Source organism: Dactylosporangium sp. CS-047395, assembly GCF_050942185.1.
In the GTDB taxonomy this organism is placed as follows: domain Bacteria; phylum Actinomycetota; class Actinomycetes; order Mycobacteriales; family Micromonosporaceae; genus Dactylosporangium.
In genome coordinates this window covers 3800090-3817897 of the sequence record NZ_CP192015.1, presented here as the reverse complement: position 1 = coordinate 3817897, position 17808 = coordinate 3800090, and the positions used below count along the sequence as shown (strand labels likewise).

Genomic DNA, 17808 nt, shown 5'->3' with positions numbered 1-17808 from the left:
CCGATGAACGGTACGGATTTGATCAGGTCGATGAGGGCGTACGAGTCGCGCACGCCCTGCCCGACGACGACGTAGCCGTTGGTCTGTTGACATCCTCTCTGCCCTGAAGGACGGAGATTCCCTCCAAGCTGCGTGTGGAATACGCGGCGTGCGGGTGGGTTACCGCTTCTGTGCGCGCTGCCGGGACGAGTCCTGGTCTTCCGTGCGCTCCACGGTCGTTTGCGTTGTCCGCCTGTCCGGCGGCCAACACGTTCTTCGCGGCGTTGACGTCCCGATCGTGGTGGCTGCCGCACGGGCAGTCCCACGCTCGAACGTGCAGCGCGATCTTCTCGTTGATGCGGCCACACGCCGAGCACCTGCGAGTGGACGGGAAGAACCGGTCCACCCTGCCGAAGGTGCGCCCGTACCGGGCGGCCTTGTACTCCAGCATTGCGGTGAAGCTGGCCCAGCCGGCGTCGTGCACAGACTTCGCGAGCCGGGTCCGGCCGAGACCGACGACGCACAGGTCCTCGACGTACACCGCTTGGTTCTCGCGGATGATCGCCGTGGACAGCTTGTGCTGCCAGTCCCGCCGGGTATCGGCCACCCGGGCGTGTGCCCGAGCGACCTTCACAACGGCCTTCCTATGGTTCGCCGAACCCTTCTGCTTGCGCGAAAGGGCCCGCTGCAACCGTTTGAGTTTGCGGGCCGCCCGCCTCAGGAACTTCGGCGCGGCAACCTTCGAGCCGTCGGACATGACCGCGAAGTGCGTCAGGCCCAGGTCGATGCCGACCTCGGACTCGCCCGGCGGTGATGCCTCGCCGGTCACCTGGACGACGAATGAGGCGAAGTACCGGCCGGTGGCGTCCTTGATGACCGTGACGGACGACGGGTCGCTTGGCAGGGTCCTCGACCAGCGGACCGCCAGGTCACCAATCTTCGGCAGGCGCAGGCGGCCGTTGTCGAGGACCTTGAACCGGGAGTTCTTGGTGAACCGAATCGCCTGCCGGTTGTCCTTGCGGGACCGGAACCGGGGCGGGGCCACCTTGCGGCCCTTGCGCTTGCCGGTGATCGAGGCGAAGAAGTTGCGGTACGCGGTGTTCAGGTCCGCGACGGCCTGCTGCAACACCACGGCCGACACCTCGCCCAGCCAGGCCCGCTCGGGAGTCAGCTTCGCCTCGGTGATCAGGCGGCGGGACAGCTCGGCGTCGGAGACGTACTGCTCGCCCGCCTCCCACGCAGCCTGGCGCAGCCGGAGCCCGTCGTTGAACACCACCCGCGCGCACCCGAACGCCCTGGCCAGCTCGATCTGCTGGCCGGGCGTCGGGTAGACACGGAAGTTGTAACGGAGCTGCACGAGCAGCACTTTATCATGTTGGTCTATGGCTGAACTTGCAGGCATCCGCACTGGCAGGCACTGTGTTTTCGCGATGCACGTCCACTTGGTCTTTATGACGAAGTTCCGGCACAAGGTGTTCACCGACCGGCACCTCATCCGCATGGAGGCGATCATGCGGGATGTGTGCACCGGCTTCGAGGCCGAGCTGGTCGAGTTCAACGGCGAGGACAGCCATGTGCACCTTCTGGTCAGCTTCCCGCCCAAGGTGGCCGTTGCCCGTCTGGTTAACTCGCTCAAGGGCGTCTCATCGCGGCGGCTGCGGCAGGAGTTCCCTGATCTCGTGCGCCACTACTACCGGGCCAACAACCTCTGGTCGGCCTCGTACTTCGCCGGCTCCGCAGGCGGCGCCCCGCTGGACGTCGTGCAGCAGTACATCGAGCAGCAGAACCGTCCCGATTAAGGCACTGCTCAGGCCCAGCGGCCCTCCCAGCACGGGCCTACACCCCCGGCCTGAAGGCCGCATCCTGGGAGCCGGAGGCGGCCCAGGCGAAGCCACGCTCGAGGTAGTAGGCCCGCAGCGACGGGCTGCTGACGAAGACGGTGGTGCCGGTGCCCCGGTAGCCGTGGGCGAAGACGACGAGCTCCCCGTTCCAGCGGGCCGGCCGCTCGAGGCGGTAGGCGGCGCCGTTGAGGATGCCGGTGTCCACCGTGGAGCCCGCGACCGGCGCGAACGGCGTGCCGTCCGGATCGCAGGCGGGGTCGGCGACGAGATAGCCGGGCTGGGTGGTGCTCGCGACAGGCGGAGCGCACGCGGGCGGAGCGGCGTGCGCATTCCCCGGATACATGAGGAGGCCGAGCAGAACGGCCATGACGGCAACGCTGCGCATCCCACCATGACACGACCCCGCATCGAATGGTGTCAACGACCTGACGTAAACCGGCGGGCGTGATCCGGCGTCAACGGTGCATGATTCGATCCCTTGTCACCGCCATCGCTTGTACGGCGATGATCCTCGCGATCCCGTCCGCGGCCCGCGCCACGGACGACCTGCCCGCCCCGACGAGCACCGCACCCGTCTCCGGCGACCCGGCGGGCTGCCACGGCCCCGTCCTGACCGGCATCCGCGCCGGCCGGCACGACCAGTACGACCGCGCCGTCTTCGACTTCACCGGCGGCACACCCGGCTGGCGGGTGGAGTACGCCCCGCTGGTCAGCCAGGGCCAGGGCACCACCATCCCCCTCGCGGGCGCGGCCACGCTCCTCGTGGTCTTCAGCGACGCCTGCACCCCCGCCCTCGACCTCACCACCGTCTACAACCCGAACCTGCCGGCGCTGCGGCAGATCAAGTCCGGCGGCTACTTCGAGAGCTACGCGAGCTTCGGCCTGGGCGTCACCGCCCGGTCCGGGTTCCGCGTGCTGGTCCTGCACGGCCCGGACCGCGTCGCCATCGACGTCGCCCATTGACCTGGACCTGGCGGCGGCCCGCGCCGCGCTGGCAGACTGGCCGCATGGCCGACTGGTTCGCCCAGACCGACGTGGGCAGCGACCTCATCCGGATCACCGAACCGCACGCCAACGAATGGCTCTCGGCCAACATCTGGTGGCTGCACGGCCACGACCGCGACATCGTGATCGACGCCGGCCTGGGGGTGGTCGCCCTGCGCGACGCGATCCCGGCCCTGTTCGCCCGCGATCCGCTGGCCGTGCTCACCCACTCGCACCTGGACCACGTGGGCGGCGCCCCGGAGTTCACCGACCGCGCCGCCCACCCGGCCGAGGCCGACGTGCTGGCCGCGGGCGTCCCGGCGAGCCTGTACGGCCCGGAGCTCTTCGCGAAGCTGGGCGTCGACACCGGCGACGAGCCGGTGCCGGCGCTGATGCTGGACGCCCTGCCCGACCCGGACTACGACCCGGCGGCGTACCGCGTGGAGCCGATGACCGTGACCCGCCCGCTGGCCGACGGCGACCGCGTCGACCTGGGCGGGCGGGTCCTGACCGTGCTGCACCTGCCGGGCCACACTCCCGGCAGCATCGCCCTGCTGGAGGAGCGCACCGGGACGCTGTACAGCGGCGATGTGGTCTATGAGGGCGGGCTGGTCGACAATCTGCCGGACTCCGACGTCCCCGCGTACCGCCGCAGCCTGACCTTCCTCGCCGACCTCGACGTGTCGGTGGTGCATCCGGGGCACGGGGACAGCTTCGACCGCAAGCGCCTGCGTCAACTGGCCCGGGCCTACCTGCTCAAGACGGCGTAACACCCGCGGCCGGATCGCCGCTAGCGGCCGAGGACCGGCAGTACCACCGCGACCGGCCAGGCAACGGTCAGGGCGCCGGCCATGACGGTCCGCCACCGTGGTCGGCCCGCCGCCACGCATACCGCGAGGTACAGGGCGATCAGTACCATGATCAGCGGCGAGATGAGCGCCAGGAAGCCTGGTGCGGCCCCGATCAACGACGCCACCGGCATCGGTAGGCACAGGGCGAGCACCGCGCTGTGGCTCCACGGCGGCGGAAGCAGTGCGTGCGCCCCGGCGAGCAGGGCCGCGACGGCCGCGGCGAGCACGGCGATGACCCACCAGTCGGGCCCGTGCGGCGCGATGTCCGTCAGTCCGATGTGGACGGGAATCAGCACGGCGGCGAGGGTGCCGACCGCGAGGAGTGCGGCGCCGCCGACGGACGTCAGCGCCGGCCGGGCGGGGCGGGATGGGCGGCGGATGAGCAGCGCCGCAACGGCGAGCGCGGACCCGCTCCCGGCCAGGTAGCCGGTCAGGTAGCCGGTGACCGTGTTCGGCAACACGGAGGCCAGCGCCACCGAGACCACCCGGTCAGCGCCCATCGCCCGCTCGGAGACGCCGATCCCGGCCGGCTCGAACGCACCGTAGAGCCCGAGCAGGTGTCGCGGGCCGGGCCGGACCGCCGCCGACACGTCGTCGCCGATCGAGATCGCCACGGTGGCCGCGATCGTCTGGTCGGCGGCGCCGGCGCGCACGACGGCGGCCGCGCCCATCGAGTGCCCGACCAGCGCGACCCGGGCCGGGTCGGCGTCCGGAAGCGCGCGCACGAAGCGCACCACCGCGGCCAGTTCGCGGTCAAGGGCCTCCTCGGTGAGACGCTCCGGGTTCGCGCCGTGGCCGGCCAGGTCCGGCAGCGCAACCAGATAGTGCCGCGGCGGGACTCGTACGCGTAGCTGACGAGGTGGACGCAGCCCCTCCCGAAAGAGCAGGGCCCTTCGTGGCCGCTACGCTTCAGCACACCTGCGACTGGAGGACCACGAAATCATGAGCGAAGAGTACGTCACCCTCGACGACAAGGACCTCAACGGCGACGGCGTCGTCGACCAGGCCAAGGTGTACACGCTCGACGACGGTGCCAACGTGCTGGAGGCCGACACGGACGGCGACGGCGAGGTCGACCTCATCGCGATCGACGCCGACGGCGACGGCGTCTACGAGGAGACCGTCGACCCCGCGACCGGCGAGTCCACGGACCTCACCAACTCCTGAGCCGAGTGCCGCACGACCCCGGGTCGCCGGCCGGCAGTCACCGGCCGGCGACTCGACAAGATACGGTCATCGATCTTGATGTGAGCCCGCGGGGCGTGCCGCGGCGGCCGGACCGGCCCTGGCGGCGGTTCGTCCTGCTCCTCGCGGTGCTGCTGGGGCTGGCCGGCGGCGCGCCGGGAACGTCGCTGGACCCGGCGGTGGTGCTGCGCGGCGCCGGGCTGAGCGAGGTCGGCGGCGACGGCTCCGCGATCTCCGTGCTGTCGACGGATTCCCTGGCGTCCTACCGGATGCCCGGCGGCGCCCGGCGGTGGTCGGTGCGACTCGCGGCGGGCGCGCAACTGCTGGCCGCCGACGGGACGCGGGTGGTCCTGGGCTTCGACGACGGCACGAACCGGGCGGCGGCGGTGCTGACCGGGCTCGACGCCGCCACGGGCGCGCCGGCGTGGCGGCGGACCGGCTACGTGCCGGCGGTCTACGGCTGTGCGTGCGGGGACGGGGTCGTCGTCGCCGAGCAGTACGTGCCGGGCGGCGACCAGCCCGCGACCACCGCTCTGGCCGGCATCGACGTCCGCACCGGCGCGGTGCGCTGGTCGCTCGGCACGCCACCGGGCGGCCGGCGGGAGGTCGTGCGCGAACCCGGCGAGCCGGTCCGGATCGCGATGCTCGACGCCGGCGGCACGCTGCGGCTCTACCGCGCCGACACGGCCGCGCTCGTGTCGGCGGTCGACCTCCAGGATCCCGGACCGGTCGAGGGGCTCGCCATCTCCGCAGACCGGCTGCTGGTCTACCGCTACGGGCTGCGGAACATCGTCGCCGGCACCGTGTTCGACCTGGGCACCGGGCGGCGGCTGTGGCAACGCACGGCCGAGCCCTACGGCGAGCGCCTCTGGTGGTGCGCCCGGGCGCTCTGCGCGCGGGCGAACGAGGGGCCGATCCTGGTCCTGGACCCGGACACCGGCCGCGAGCGGTGGCGCCTGGACGGGTGGACGGACCTGAGCGCCGTCACCGAGCGGTACCTGCTGGCCACGCCGTCCCCGCCCGACGGCCGGCACCTCGTGCTCGACGCGGCCACCGGCCGGGTCGTTCGCCGTATCGACGGCTGGGAGCCCGCCGGCGACCCGGCCGGCACCCGCCTGCTGGTCGCGGGCCGCGGCGCCGCCGGCACCACGCTGGTCGCGCGCCTCGACGTGGAGAGCGGCGCGGTCACCGCACTCGGGCAGGCGGGGCGCTGGTCCGGCCCGCCGGAGTGCTTCACCACGGGGGCGCTGCTCCTGTGCCGGCTGGACCAGGGCCGGATCCCGGTCTGGCGGCTCCCTGCGGCCTGAGGGCGCGCCACTACCCCGGCGTCGGCCGCCGGGGTAGTGACCTGTTGTTCACATGGGTTCAGCGGTCGCGGGTGCGGTCGTGGCCCCGGTACGGGAACTGGTGCTGGGCCCCGGCCGCCTTGGCCTGCGCCGCGGCTGCCTTCGGCGGGAAGGCGTTCTTGGCCCGCGCGAAGTACCAGGCGGCGTGCACGAGCGTGGCCTTGAACTGCTGCAGCGAGCGCAGCGCGTTGCCGCACAGGCTGTTGGCCTGCCGCTGGGCGAGCGCCGGGTCGGTCGCGAACGTCTCCATCGTCGAGGCCGGCGGCTGGCCGGTGACCGTGGCGTACGTGTCGCAGGCCTCGTGGTAGCACGGGTCGAGCTGCTCGCCGAGCACGCCGCCGTACTTGGCGACCTGTTCGGCGGTCTTCGGCGCCTCGGCTCCGGCGAAGACGCCGCCGGCGGGGATGCCGCGGTTGACGAAGCCGACGTAGTCCGAGCGGCCGTCGAACGGGATCGGCTCGCTGACCATGCCACGCTTGGCCCAGTACTCGGTGAGGACCTTCTCGATGGTGCCGGAGCCGGCGGGGCCTGCGTTCTCGGCGCCGAAGGTCGAGCCGTCGCCGTCGTAGACGAGACGCGCGAAGTTCGGCGAGGCGATCATGTCGGTGTCGAGCATCATGTCGGTGCGGGCGACGTCGCGGTCGGACAGGTGGGCCGCGTAGTACTGCGAGCCGACCAGGCCGTCCTCCTCGCCGCCGAACCACAGGAAGCGGATCTTGTTGCGCGGCGGGGTGCCGGCCTTGGCGAGCTGCTCGGCCAGTTCGAGCTGGAAGGCCGTGCCGGAGCCGTCGTCGTTGATGCCCGGGCCCGCGGTCACGGAGTCCAGGTGGGCGCCGAGCATCACCACGTGGTTCGCGTCGCCGCGCTTGGTCTCGGCCACCACGTTCGGGTACAGCTTCTGCTCGTCGACGCCGTTGGTGGTCAGGTTGACGGTCGGGTTCTGGCCCGCCTGGTAGGCGTTGTAGAGCTCCTGGCCGACGGCGAGGCTCGACGCCACCGCCGGGATCGGGTAGTCGAACGGGGCCGCCCGGAACAGGGCGTTGTTGCGGGCCGGCGTGTCGCCCTCGTTGAACAGGATCACCCCGATGGCGCCCGCCTGCACGGCGTTCTCCAGCTTGATCGTGAACGCGCAGGTGCCGCGCTGGATCAGGGAGACGGCGCCGCTGGTGGCGGCCGGGAAGTCCGACAGTTCACAGCCGGAGGTCGTGCCGCCGGGGCTCGGGATGACGATGTCGGTGGTCGGGACGACCTTGACGTTGGTCAGTGCCTTGGTCGGCGTGTGCTCGAACGCGATGAAGTCGACCGACGGCGAGTCGTCGTCCGCGGCGCTGCCCGCGATGTAGGTCTTGCTGCCCGGCGCGGTCTGCTGCAGGAGGGGGGCCGCGGTCTCGTGCCACAGCGGCATGTTGAACATCTCGTAGCGGGCGTTGTACCCGGCCTTCTCCAGCGTCGACTTCACGTACGCGGCCGACGCGGTGTAGCCCGGCGTGCGGGTCGCGCGGGTGCCGCCGTTGCGGTCGGCGATGCGCTGCAGTGCTCGCTGATGGTCGGTGATGCCCTCCACCGTCACCATCCGATCCAGCCGTGCGGAATCAAGGTCCGGTGGTGCCGCGGCCGCCGGCGGTGCGCCGACAAGTGCCACGACGATGACGGCCGCAGCCACGATGCTGATCCGATGCATCTCGCCTCCCGACTCGTGTTCCTGGACAGACAGCAACCGTCCCATGGCTACATATCGATAACAACCCCCATCTATCCGGAGCGGCCCCCGCCCGGCAGGACGGGGGCCGCATCACACGAACCTAGTTGCCGGCCGAGTTGAAGCCGGCGACCTCCGACGCCGACAGCGCGCGGCTGTAGAGCCGGACGCTGTCGATCGCGCCGTCGAGGTAGGGGTCGGCGTACTGCGACCGGCCGAGCCAGTTCTGCGTGGTGTTGCCCAGGCTCGACGGGCTCAGGGTCATCGCCGTGTTGCGGGCGACCTCGACACCGTTGACGTACAGGATGCCGAGGTTGCCGTTGCGGGTGATGGCGACGTGGGTCCAGGCGCCGACCGGCAGGGCGGCCGGGGCGTCGATGCGCTGCTCGCCGCCGGAGCCGCCGGTGGTGATGGCGAAGCGGGCGGTGCCGGTGCTGGAGCGTGGGGTCAGGAACATGTTGACGCCGGTGCCGGTGCCGAAGTCGAAGACCCGCGTCCAGCTCGTGAGGGTGTCGATGCGCACCCACAGGGCGATGGAGAACGCGGTGGCGCCGTTGAGGATGCCGGCCGGCAGCGAGACGTATCCGTTGGTGCCGTTGAGCTTCACGGCCGAGCCGGTGCGGCCGGTGACGTAGGTCGTGTTCGACAGCGTGGCCGTCTTGCCGTTGCCGGTGGCGTCGGCGGCGCTGTTGTCGAAGGGGTAGTGGGCGACGAACGCGGGCAGGGTCTGGCCGCCGGTGACGGACCAGTACACGGAGTACCGCTGGCCATGGACCTTGTAGAACGGCTGCAGGGTGACGCCGTTGGCGGTGTATTGCAGCGGGGTGCTCGTGGCGGTGAGCGTGGCGGGGTTGAGCACCGGCAGGGCGGAGAGGTTGCTGGTGCCGAACAGCCCGCCGAGGACGATCGGGCCGACCTTGACCGCCTGGACGGTGCTGTTGTCGTTGGTGGACTCGCGGGTCAGGGCCATCGGCAGGGTCAGGGTGACGACGTCGCCGGAGGCCCAGGTGCGGCTGATGGTGGCGTAGGTGCCGGGCTGCGGGGTGGCCTGGGCGGTGCCGTTGATGCTCAGCGCGGCGCCGGTGGCCCAGGCCGGGATGCGGACCTTCACCGTGAACGTGCCGGAGCCCGTGACGGTGAGCCTGGTCGAGCCGGCCTCGGGGAACGTGGTGTCCTGGCGGATCGTGACGCCGCGCGCGGACCAGGTGAGCACCGAGGGGATGAACAGGTTGACGTAGAGGGTGCTGCCGCCGTCGTGGAAGTAGATCGAGTCGCCGTACTTGGTGTTGCTCTCCATGCCGGTGCCGTGGCAGCACACGAAGCTGTTGTAGTCGTTGCTGTAGGTCTTGATGCCGCCGGCCCGCAGCGGGATGTAGTAGCACTGGAACCCGTGGCTGGAGTTGGGGTCCTGGGAGGCGAGGGTCTGGTTGTACAGCGCCTTCTCGTAGTAGTCCATGTAGTCGGCGCGGGCCGGGTTGGTCAGGAACAGCTGCCGGGTCAGCTTGAGCATGTTGTAGACGTTGCAGCATTCGGCGGTGGAGTCCGACAGTTCGCTGGCGATGCGGTCGGGGGCCTTGAAGTACTCGCCGTTGGAGTTGCCGCCGATCGCGTACGTGTGGTGCCTGGTGACGATGTCCCAGAAGTTCACGGCGATGTCGCGGTAGCGGGTGGTGCCGGTGGCGTGGTACTCGCGGATCGCGCCGACGATCTTCGGGATCTGGGTGTTGGCGTGGTAGTTGTTCAGCGCGTCGGTGTTGTTCGCCAGCGGGTCGAAGATCTCGGCGTGGTCGAACTGCTGGGCGGCGGCGAGGTGGTTGGCGTCGCCGGTGAGCTGGTACAGGTTGGTCAGCACCTCGTTCATGCCGCCGAACTCGGTGTCGAGCATGTTCTGGCGCTGGGTCTGGGTGAGCCGGTCGTTGCGGAACTTGACCCAGGACGCCATGCCCGTCAGTACTGTGAGCGCCTGCGCGTTGCCGGCCAGCAGGTGCATGTCGAGCAGGCCGGCCATGATCTTGTGCAGGGTGTAATACGGCGCCCACACCGACTGCCGCGCCTCGACCCGGTCGATGAAGCTCTCCGGGAACGCCGACAGGTAGCCGGTGTTGTAGCCGGCGGTGCCCGCCCGGGCCTGGCACTGCGCGAGGACGGTGACGATGGCGTCGCCCTTGGTCTTGAACGCGGTGTTGCCGGAGCTGGCGTAGGCCTGGGCGAGGGCGCTGAGCAGGTGCCCGAGGGAGTGCCCGCGCAGCTCGGTGGTCGGCGACTCCCAGCCGCCGCAGGCGGTGGCGGACGAGGACAGCCCGACGTTGAGCCGGAACGTGTGCAGCATCCGGTCGTTGTCGAGGTACAGCAGGTAGGACTGGGTCCGGCCGGTGTTGGCGGTGAACGGGCTGGACAGCAGCTGGACGGCGGTCAGGGGGAAGGCGTAGGCCTGGACTCCGGTGTCCGGGCGGCTGGCCGCTGACGCAATTCCCGGGCGGACCAGAGCGGTGGCGGCCGCTGTGGCGGTGGCGGTGACGAGAATCGTGCGGCGGGTGGGCATGGCTCCTCCAACTGGGGGTCAGCCGCGCAGGGCCCCCGACATGAAGCCGCGGACGTAGCTGCGCTGCAGGATGAGGAACAGCACCAGACAAGGCACCGCCATGAACGTCACGCCGGCCTCCAGCGCGGCGTAGTCGATGGCGCCGAACGTGGCGGTGCGCATGTTCACCACGGCGAGCATCATGGTGAACTTGTCGGTCGAGTTGAGCAGGATCAGCGGCGCGAAGAACTCGCTCCACGAGGTGAGGAACGCGAACAGCCCGACGGTGATGAGTCCGGGTTTCACCGCGGGCAGCATGATCCGGGTCAGGGCGCGGAAGGTGCCGCAGCCGTCGAGCAGCGCGGCCTCCTCGAGCTCCTTGGGCACGGCCTCGAAGGAGTTGCGCATCATGAACACCGAGAACGGCAGCTGGAACATGATGAGCACCAGGCTCAGCCCGATGATGGAGTCCTGCAGGCCGATCCAGCCGAGCAGGACGTACAGCGCGATGAGGATGGTCGCGTAGGGCACCATGAGGATCGCCAGGGTCAGCAGGAACAGGGCGTTCTTGCCGGGGAAGTCGAAGCGGCCGAACGCGTAGCCGGCCAGGCCGCTGATGAGCAGCGTGCCGGCGACGGTGAGCAGGCTGAGCACGACGCTGTTGACGACGTGTTCGACGCGGATGCCGTTGTCGGAGGTGAACAGCCGCGCGTAGTTCTCCAGCCCGAACCCGGAACCGACCCGCACGGAGGCGAAGGCGCTCCAGGCGAGGGGGAACAGGAACAGGATGGCCAGGGCGGCGCCGGTGAGCCGTCGCATGTCAGCCCCTTCTGCGCAGCATGCCGAGCTGCACCACGTTGAACACGATCAGGACGACGAGCAGTGCCACCGAGATCGCCGCGGCCGAGCCGAGGTCGAGCTCGATGAACGCCTTGCGGTAGATGACCATCACCAGGGAGGTGGTGGAGTTGTCGGGGCCGCCGCGGGTGAGGATCCAGAACTGGTCGAAGGCGAGCAGCGAGCCGGTCACCATGAGGGTGAGGACGAGCGCGAGGGTGGGGCGCATGAGCGGTACCGTGATGCGCCTGAAGGTCTGCAGACGCGTGGCCCCGTCCAGCTTGGCCGCCTCGTAGACGTCGACGGGGATCGACTGCAGCCCGGTGAGCAGGATGAGCATGTTGAACCCGGCGAAGCGCCACAGCACCAGCCCGACCGCGGAGCCGAGGGCACCCTCCGGGCTGCCGCTGGTGAACGACACGTAGCCGTCGACCAGCCCGAGCCCGCGCAGGATGTCGTTGACCGGGCCGATCTCGTCGCTGAGCAGCCCCAGGAACAGCAGCGAGGCGCTGGCGAAGCCGACGGCGGCGGGGATGAAGTAGGCGGTGCGCAGCAGCCCGATGCCGCGGCCGGGGTGCTGCACGAGCAGGGCCAGGCCGAAGGACAGGGCGAAGAGCAGGACGGTGACCACGACGGTGTACTTGAGCGTGAACCAGGCCGCGATGGCCAGCAGCTCGTCGTCGGCCATGCCGGCGTAGTTCTCGGGCGCGTTGATCTCGGGTGCGCCGAGCAGCGGCCAGTGGTGCAGCGACATCCACGCCACCAGGCCGAGCGGGACGAGGAAGAACAGGCCGACCATGAAGGCGGTGGGCGCGGCGTACAGGGCGCCCACCCACTGCCGGCGCATCCGGCGGCGGGGCCGGGCGGCCGGCGGGGTGACCGCCGGCCGCTCGTCGACGAGCAGGGTCATTCCGGATCTCTATTTCTTGAGCGAGGCCGTGAGGGCGGTGGCGCCGTCGTCGAGGGACTTCTTGGCGTCGCCGTACAGGGCGCCGCGGAAGGCGGTCACCCACGGGCTCTGGGGGTCGTTGTAGGTGGCGTTGAAGTTCTTGGCGTAGGGCGTCCTGCCCTTGCCCATCAGGCTGTTGATCTTCACCACGCGGGGGTCGGCGGAGGAGTACTTGTTCTCCGCCAGGTCGGTGCGCACCGGCACGCCCTTGCCCTTGGCGATGACCTCGACCTGGGCCTCGTCGCCGAGGGTCCAGGACAGGAAGTCCCAGGCCGCGGCGGCGTTCTTGGTGGTGGCGCCGATGCCGATGGCGTCGCCGCCGACGAACGTCGACTCGCCGCCGTTGAGGCCGCTGATCGGGGCGACGCCGAGCTTGAACGTCGCCTTCTCCTCGATGAGGCCGAGCCAGGCGGCCGGGCCGGGCGCGATGCCGATCTTGCCGCTCTGCAGGGCGCCGAGCCAGGTCGGGCCGGCCTCGTCCTTGGACGCCGGGGCGGCCACGCCCTCCTCGTAGAGCTTGCGGTACAGCGCGAAGACGTCGGACATCTCCTTGCCGTTGATGCTGCTGGTGGTGCCGTCCTCGCTCATGACGTCGCCGCCCGCGGCCCACACCGACGGCCACAGGGTGAACACGTTGCAGCCGCCGCAGTTGCCGCCGAAGTACGTGCCGTTGACGTCGCCGCCGAGCTTGTCCACGGCGCGGGCGTCGGCCGCGAACTCCTGCAGGGTCGTCGGCGGCTTCTCCGGGTCGAGGCCCGCCTTGGTGAACAGGTCCTTGTTGTAGAGCATCACCGACATGTCGATGGTGTGCGGTACCGCGTAGACCTTCTTGTTCCAGGTGCCGTTGCGCACGTGGGCGGGGGCGACCTTGTCCTTGAACGGCAGCGCCCCGAACTTGTCGGTGATGTCGAGCCACAGGCCCTGAGAGGCGTACTGCGGCGCGAACACGACGTCGGAGGCGAACAGGTCGGGCAGCGCCTTGGCGCCGGCGGCGGAGGCGAGCTTGGCCGGGTACTCCTCGTTCGGGTACGCGGTGACCTGGACCTGGTTCTTGTGCGTGGCGTTGTACGCGGCCGCGTACGCCTTCGACTGGGTCTCGGTGGCGGCCCGCGTCCACAGTGTGAGCGTTGCTCCGCTGTCGGCGTTCGCGGGTGTCTCGGCCGCCGTGTCGTCCCCGCACGCGGCCGCGCCGAGCACTAACGTCGCAGCGACGATGCTGCCCATCCAGCGTTTCACGATCGTCCCTTCCCTAGGCCATTCATTGTTTGTGAGCGTTCTCAATACGCAAGGGGTGTGGCGGTGGAACTGCGCACGATCAGGCTCGGCGCCGAGCGGAACTGCTCGCCGCCGCGGGAGCCTGTCGAGATCTGGTCGACGAGCAGGGCCAGGCTGTGCCGGCCGAGCTCGGCGAAGTCCTGCCGGACGGTGGTCAGCGGGGGCAGCAGGTAAGGGGCCTCGGGCACGTCGTCGAAGCCGACGACGCTGACGTCGCGCGGCACGAGCCTTCCCGCCTCGTGCAGGGCGCGCAGGACGCCGATGGCCATCTGGTCGTTGGCGCAGAACACGGCGGTCACCTCGGGCATCCCGGCCAGGGCGAGCCCGGCCGCGTGCCCGGCGGCGGCGCTCCAGTCCCCGGCGAGCACCGCCGGGGCCGGGCGACCGGCGTCCTCCAGCGCGGCCCGCCATCCGGCCTGCCGCTCCCTGGCCTCGGGCCAGTTGGCCGGGCCGGCCACGTGGTGCACGGTCGCGTGCCCGAGCCGCAGCAGGTGCCGGGTCGCCAGCGCCGCGCCGGCCGCGTTGTCGATGGCGACCATCGGCACCCCGGCGCCGTCGCCGTCGACGCCGACGATGCCCAGCCCGACGATCGGCACGTCCAGGGGCTCCTGGCGCAGCGCCGTCCAGGCCGCGGCGACCGGGGCGAGCGTGACGATGCCCTCGACGGCCTGCTCGCGCAGGCGCCGGATGGCGTCGCGGACCTGTGGCACATCGGGCTCCCGGGCGCTGGCGATGCTGACGAAGTAACCCGCCTCCCGGGCCGCCCGTTCGATGGCGTGGACCATGAACGAGGGCCCGAAGAGGGTGGTGTCGAACGTGACGAGCCCGACCGTCTGGCTCCGGTTGGTGGCCAGGGTCCGGGCCGCGACGTTGGGCTGGTAGTCCAGCGCCCGCATCGCGGCCAGGACCCGGGCCCGGGTCTCCGACCGGACGTTGGGGTGGTCGTTGACCACCCGCGAGACGGTCTGGTGGGAGACCCCGGCGAGGTGGGCGACGTCCCGCATCGCCGGAGGTCTCCGCACGCCGTGCATGGTTAGCCGAACGCCTTGACCTCGAGCAGCCCCAGGGAGGCGGTGCCCGTCGCGGTCAGTGACACCCGCAGCCGGGTCGTGGAGACCCCGGTGAAGGTGACGGTGTTGTACGCGTTCTTCGTCAGCGTGTAGCCGCTGGCGCCGGCCACGTCGACGTAGGCGCTGCCGTTCCAGTACTGCAGCTTCCACGCCGAGGGCATGTCGATGCCGCCCTCGTCGTCGAAGAAGTACACCTGCGCCTTGTTCACCGACTGGGCGGTGGACCACTGCAGTTCCGCGGTCTGGGTGCCGGTGTTGGGCCAGGTCCCCCAGCGGGAGCCGTCGCCCGACGCGCCGATGTTGGAGCTGGCCGGCTCGTCGCCGTTGTTGATCGCGGCGCAGCTTTCCCAGCTCGAGGTGTACGAGCAGACCGGCGTCGCGCTCAGCGCCAGGTTCGTCACCGGCGGCGGCTGGGTGCCGCCCCGGTTGTACACCTTGATCTCGGTGAGGCCGGTCTTCGCCCCGGACGCGTTGGTCGCCAGCACCCGCACGCGCTGGGCGCTCACCGCCGGGAAGGTCACCAGGTTGTAGTTGCCCTTCGGGGTGCTCGGGCTCTTGGCCTGGCTGGGCACGCTGACCCAGGCACTGCCGTTGTAGTACTGGATGTCGTACGCCGACGGCGCCCGATAGGTGGCCGAGGCCGGTCGGCTGTCCTTGAAGTACAGCCGGACCTCGTTCACGGTGCGGGCGGTGCCGAAGTTGACCTCGTACCAGTCCTGGCTGTTCGGCGAGCCGCCGGCGCCCCAGTAGGGCTCGTTGGTCGGGTAGCCGTCGGTGGCGCCGCCGGTCGACGTGCCGGAGCCGGTGTAGGAGGCCGAGACGGTCGCGCCGGTGACCAGGTTGGTCGGCGGGCTGGTGGCGTTGTCGACGCCGGCCTTGGCCATGACGTCCACGACCCGGCTGTCGGTCTGCACGACCTGGGTCGGCGCCTGCAGCCCGGAGTAGGCCTGGCTGTAGGCGACGGTGCCGGAGGTGGTGACGCTACCCGTGGCGGGGTCCCAGGTGAACGGCACGAGCGAGTTGACGGTGGCCACCCGGGTGCCGTTGATGAAGATGCTGTAGCCCTGCGGCACGCCCGGGTAGCGGGTCACGCCGTCGGCCGGGTCGTCCCACACGATGGTGAGATCGGCGTTGCGGTAGCGCAGGTTGTTGACGGTGAACCGGTCCCAGCCGATGTTGATCGGGGACAGTTCGACCTTCGCGTCGTTGCGCGGGCGCAGCCCGGCGACGTCCTCGATGAGTGTCCAGTTGCTGCTGCCCAGGATGTTGTGGTGAATCCACGAGCGGTAGGTGATGGACGAGCCGTTCCAGTTGGCCCAGAACTCGTTGGCGTCGGGGTAGGCCACGTTGCCGCCGACGTACTGCGCCCAGGCGTTCCAGTACAGCAGCTTCTTGTACCAGTCGTTGGTCAGGTACGACGTCGGGTAGTTGCGCAGCGCCGAGCTGAGCAGCCGGAACTGCACCGTGGAGTTGATGGTGGAGAAGTTGTTGCTGCCGGTGCCCGAGGCCGCCTTGTCCGCCTGGTTGGCGGTGTAGAACGGGAAGATCGGGTACTGCGCCGGGTCGTCGAAGAGCCGCAGCGCCTGCTTGTACTGCGTGGTGTTGGGGATGGCACCGACCGCGAACGGGTAGTAGATGTTGATCTCTTTCCAGGGGTTGAACGCCCCGTCGGAGGCCATCCGGTTCTCGAACAGGTTGCGGCTGGGGTTCCACAGCACGTTGACGATCGCGGCCTGGATCTGGTCGGCGAGGGTGTTCATCTCGGCCGCCTTGGCGGTGTTGCCGACGGCCGCGTAGGCCTGGGCCGCCGCGCGGGCGCCGCTGTACTGGTAGGCCGCCTCGCCGCGGTCCATCTTCCCGGCCCGCCAGTGGAACGACACCGCGTCGGCGTCGTTGCCGGTCAGCGCGCCCCAGTCGTACTCGATGAGCTTGTTGTTGTTGCTGTCGTACGTCGCCAGCTGGCCCTTCACGTCGCCCTCGGCGTACTTGGCGAGGTTCTGCGCCAGGGCCGGCTGGCCGCCGTGGATCTGGTAGCTGCGCCAGGCCGCCTCGGCGATGTACTGCGTGTAGCTGTTCGACCAGTTCTCCGGGTCGCCGGGGTTGTCCATGAACCGGCCGTTCTTCGACGTCTGCCCGACGGAGAGCCAGTCGCCGTAGGCGTACAGCGGCGTCCGCAGGTACTTCAAATCGTCGATGTGCATCGGCTGGGTCAGCGCGATGGCGTTGTTGTAGCCCAGCGCGCCCTCGACGGACGTCGGGAACTGGAACGTCTGCCCCGGGATGTTCGCGTCGAGGTTGTTGAACCGCATGAGCCACCAGCGGTAGTAGTAGTTCTTCGTCAGCGCCGGCTCGGGCGAGTCGAAGTACGGGATGTTGTCAGCCCACCATTGGTTGTAGGCGCGCACGTGGGTGGCGAACGCGGTGGCGTTGGAGTAGCCGGCGTACGCCGAGTACTCGGTGGCCGACTCCGGGATCTCGGCGGCGATGAAGCCCATGACGACCTTGGCCGTGGCGGTGGCGCCGGCGCCGATGGTGATCGAGCGGTTCAGCCCGCCGGAGGAGACCGCGAAGCCGTCCCCGGACAGCCGCGTCTGCAGCGTGGTGAGGCTGTTCTTGGTGCCCGCGGTGCCGGTCAGCTCGTTGCCGCTGCCACTGGTCGCGTAGGGCGAGACGGCCCGCAGCGAGATCGTGGTCGACGTGGTGCCGTTGTTCTTGATCGACAGGTTGGTCACGGCCACGTTGTTGTTCGTGATGAACTTCTGCTGCGTGATGGACACCGAGCCGCTGTTGAACACGCTCTTGGCGTAGCTGGGCGCCTGGAAGCGCTGCGAGGTCTGCTCGGTGAACGTGCCCGGGCTCGCCGTGATGGAGTAGGCGTTGGCGTTGCTGATGCTCTCCCAGTAGGCGACCTGCCCGGCGAAGCCGAGCACGCCGGGGTTGTACGTCTTCATGAACAGCGCCCGGCCGCGGGTCATCAGCACGGCGCCGTCGGCGTCGGCCGGGTCGGAGCCGCCGGTGCGGCCGAGCATCCGGTCGATCCAGAAGTCGGTGCCGCCGCTCTCCGCGTTGTACGCGGCCTGCATCATGTTGCCGGTCGTGTAGCCGACCGGTGCGGCCGGCACGCTGGACGCGCCGGTGAAGGTGGGATAGCCGATGGTCTGGGCCGCTGCCGCCGGCGTGGCGGACGTGACGACGGCGGCGGTCGAGGCGGTCAGGACGGTCGTGAGCGCGAGTGCCAGCCTGGACTTCCAGCGGGGGTGTGGCATCGCGT

15 protein-coding genes are annotated in these 17808 nt (G+C 70.2%); 5 read left to right on the top strand and 10 right to left on the bottom strand.

Going from position 1 to position 17808, the window contains the following annotated elements; translation table 11 throughout:
* Positions 1–22 precede the first annotated feature (22 nt).
* A complete protein-coding gene (locus ACQP00_RS17940) occupies positions 23–1345 on the bottom strand; it encodes an RNA-guided endonuclease InsQ/TnpB family protein (protein ID WP_433220430.1) in 1323 nt (440 codons plus the stop codon).
* A gap of 16 nt (positions 1346–1361) precedes the next feature.
* On the opposite strand from ACQP00_RS17940, the gene tnpA reads away from it, so the two are divergent.
* Positions 1362–1778 carry an IS200/IS605 family transposase gene (tnpA, locus tag ACQP00_RS17935; protein WP_433220428.1) on the top strand — a complete coding sequence of 139 codons (417 nt, stop codon included), beginning with the start codon at positions 1362–1364 and terminating at the stop codon, positions 1776–1778.
* A 37-nt stretch (positions 1779–1815) separates the two neighbouring features.
* On the opposite strand, the gene ACQP00_RS17930 is transcribed toward tnpA, so the two are convergent.
* Positions 1816–2187, bottom strand: coding sequence for a hypothetical protein (locus ACQP00_RS17930; protein WP_433220426.1), 372 nt, complete (start codon positions 2185–2187; stop codon positions 1816–1818).
* 98 nt (positions 2188–2285) lie between these two features.
* On the opposite strand from ACQP00_RS17930, the gene ACQP00_RS17925 reads away from it, so the two are divergent.
* Together ACQP00_RS17925 and ACQP00_RS17920 are read left to right on the top strand one after the other, a co-directional pair.
* Positions 2286–2783 carry an AMIN-like domain-containing (lipo)protein gene (locus ACQP00_RS17925; protein ID WP_433220424.1) on the top strand — a complete coding sequence of 166 codons (498 nt, stop codon included), beginning with the start codon at positions 2286–2288 and terminating at the stop codon, positions 2781–2783.
* 44 nt (positions 2784–2827) lie between these two features.
* Positions 2828–3574, top strand: a complete 747-nt coding sequence (locus ACQP00_RS17920; protein ID WP_433220422.1) for an MBL fold metallo-hydrolase — start codon at positions 2828–2830, stop codon at positions 3572–3574.
* Between the two features lie 20 nt (positions 3575–3594).
* Here ACQP00_RS17920 and ACQP00_RS17915 read toward each other — a convergent pair whose 3' ends face one another.
* Positions 3595–4380, bottom strand: a complete 786-nt coding sequence (locus ACQP00_RS17915) for a hypothetical protein (protein WP_433220420.1) — start codon at positions 4378–4380, stop codon at positions 3595–3597.
* 217 nt (positions 4381–4597) lie between these two features.
* Here ACQP00_RS17915 and ACQP00_RS17910 point away from each other — a divergent pair, with 217 nt between their 5' ends.
* Both ACQP00_RS17910 and ACQP00_RS17905 read left to right on the top strand, forming a co-directional pair.
* Positions 4598–4822, top strand: a complete 225-nt coding sequence (locus ACQP00_RS17910; RefSeq protein WP_433220418.1) for a hypothetical protein — start codon at positions 4598–4600, stop codon at positions 4820–4822.
* 80 nt (positions 4823–4902) lie between these two features.
* Entirely contained in the window at positions 4903–6147 is a 1245-nt protein-coding gene (locus tag ACQP00_RS17905) for a PQQ-binding-like beta-propeller repeat protein (RefSeq protein WP_433220416.1), read from the top strand.
* 58 nt (positions 6148–6205) lie between these two features.
* Here the strand turns inward: ACQP00_RS17905 and ACQP00_RS17900 are convergent, their stop codons facing one another.
* The 7 genes from ACQP00_RS17900 to ACQP00_RS17870 form a co-directional block, all read right to left on the bottom strand.
* Positions 6206–7867 carry a M28 family peptidase gene (locus tag ACQP00_RS17900; RefSeq protein WP_433220413.1) on the bottom strand — a complete coding sequence of 554 codons (1662 nt, stop codon included), beginning with the start codon at positions 7865–7867 and terminating at the stop codon, positions 6206–6208.
* A 121-nt stretch (positions 7868–7988) separates the two neighbouring features.
* A complete protein-coding gene (locus ACQP00_RS17895) occupies positions 7989–10427 on the bottom strand; it encodes a beta-L-arabinofuranosidase domain-containing protein (protein WP_433220410.1) in 2439 nt (812 codons plus the stop codon).
* A gap of 18 nt (positions 10428–10445) precedes the next feature.
* Positions 10446–11225 (bottom strand): carbohydrate ABC transporter permease, encoded by a 780-nt coding sequence (locus ACQP00_RS17890; protein ID WP_433220408.1) that lies wholly within the window; start codon positions 11223–11225, stop codon positions 10446–10448.
* Position 11226: 1 nt separating this feature from the next.
* A complete protein-coding gene (locus ACQP00_RS17885; RefSeq protein ID WP_433220406.1) occupies positions 11227–12153 on the bottom strand; it encodes a carbohydrate ABC transporter permease in 927 nt (308 codons plus the stop codon).
* 9 nt (positions 12154–12162) lie between these two features.
* Positions 12163–13428: an ABC transporter substrate-binding protein gene (locus ACQP00_RS17880; RefSeq protein ID WP_433220404.1), complete on the bottom strand. Its 1266-nt coding sequence runs from the start codon at positions 13426–13428 to the stop codon at positions 12163–12165.
* A 41-nt stretch (positions 13429–13469) separates the two neighbouring features.
* Positions 13470–14498: a LacI family DNA-binding transcriptional regulator gene (locus ACQP00_RS17875; RefSeq protein WP_433220402.1), complete on the bottom strand. Its 1029-nt coding sequence runs from the start codon at positions 14496–14498 to the stop codon at positions 13470–13472.
* Between the two features lie 2 nt (positions 14499–14500).
* Positions 14501–17803, bottom strand: coding sequence for a galactose-binding domain-containing protein (locus ACQP00_RS17870; RefSeq protein WP_433220400.1), 3303 nt, complete (start codon positions 17801–17803; stop codon positions 14501–14503).
* Positions 17804–17808 lie beyond the last annotated feature (5 nt).

What these genes read in the sequence shown, in the direction of transcription:
- tnpA (WP_433220428.1), top strand. Translation starts at nt 1,362, where the DNA reads ATGGCTGAACTTGCAGGCATCCGCACTGGCAGGCACTGTGTTTTCGCG.
- ACQP00_RS17930 (WP_433220426.1), bottom strand. Translation starts at nt 2,187, where the DNA reads ATGGCCGTTCTGCTCGGCCTCCTCATGTATCCGGGGAATGCGCACGCC.
- ACQP00_RS17925 (WP_433220424.1), top strand. Translation starts at nt 2,286, where the DNA reads ATGATTCGATCCCTTGTCACCGCCATCGCTTGTACGGCGATGATCCTC.
- ACQP00_RS17920 (WP_433220422.1), top strand. Translation starts at nt 2,828, where the DNA reads ATGGCCGACTGGTTCGCCCAGACCGACGTGGGCAGCGACCTCATCCGG.
- ACQP00_RS17910 (WP_433220418.1), top strand. Translation starts at nt 4,598, where the DNA reads ATGAGCGAAGAGTACGTCACCCTCGACGACAAGGACCTCAACGGCGAC.
- ACQP00_RS17900 (WP_433220413.1), bottom strand. Translation starts at nt 7,867, where the DNA reads ATGCATCGGATCAGCATCGTGGCTGCGGCCGTCATCGTCGTGGCACTT.
- ACQP00_RS17895 (WP_433220410.1), bottom strand. Translation starts at nt 10,427, where the DNA reads ATGCCCACCCGCCGCACGATTCTCGTCACCGCCACCGCCACAGCGGCC.
- ACQP00_RS17890 (WP_433220408.1), bottom strand. Translation starts at nt 11,225, where the DNA reads ATGCGACGGCTCACCGGCGCCGCCCTGGCCATCCTGTTCCTGTTCCCC.
- ACQP00_RS17885 (WP_433220406.1), bottom strand. Translation starts at nt 12,153, where the DNA reads ATGACCCTGCTCGTCGACGAGCGGCCGGCGGTCACCCCGCCGGCCGCC.
- ACQP00_RS17875 (WP_433220402.1), bottom strand. Translation starts at nt 14,498, where the DNA reads ATGCACGGCGTGCGGAGACCTCCGGCGATGCGGGACGTCGCCCACCTC.
- ACQP00_RS17870 (WP_433220400.1), bottom strand. Translation starts at nt 17,803, where the DNA reads ATGCCACACCCCCGCTGGAAGTCCAGGCTGGCACTCGCGCTCACGACC.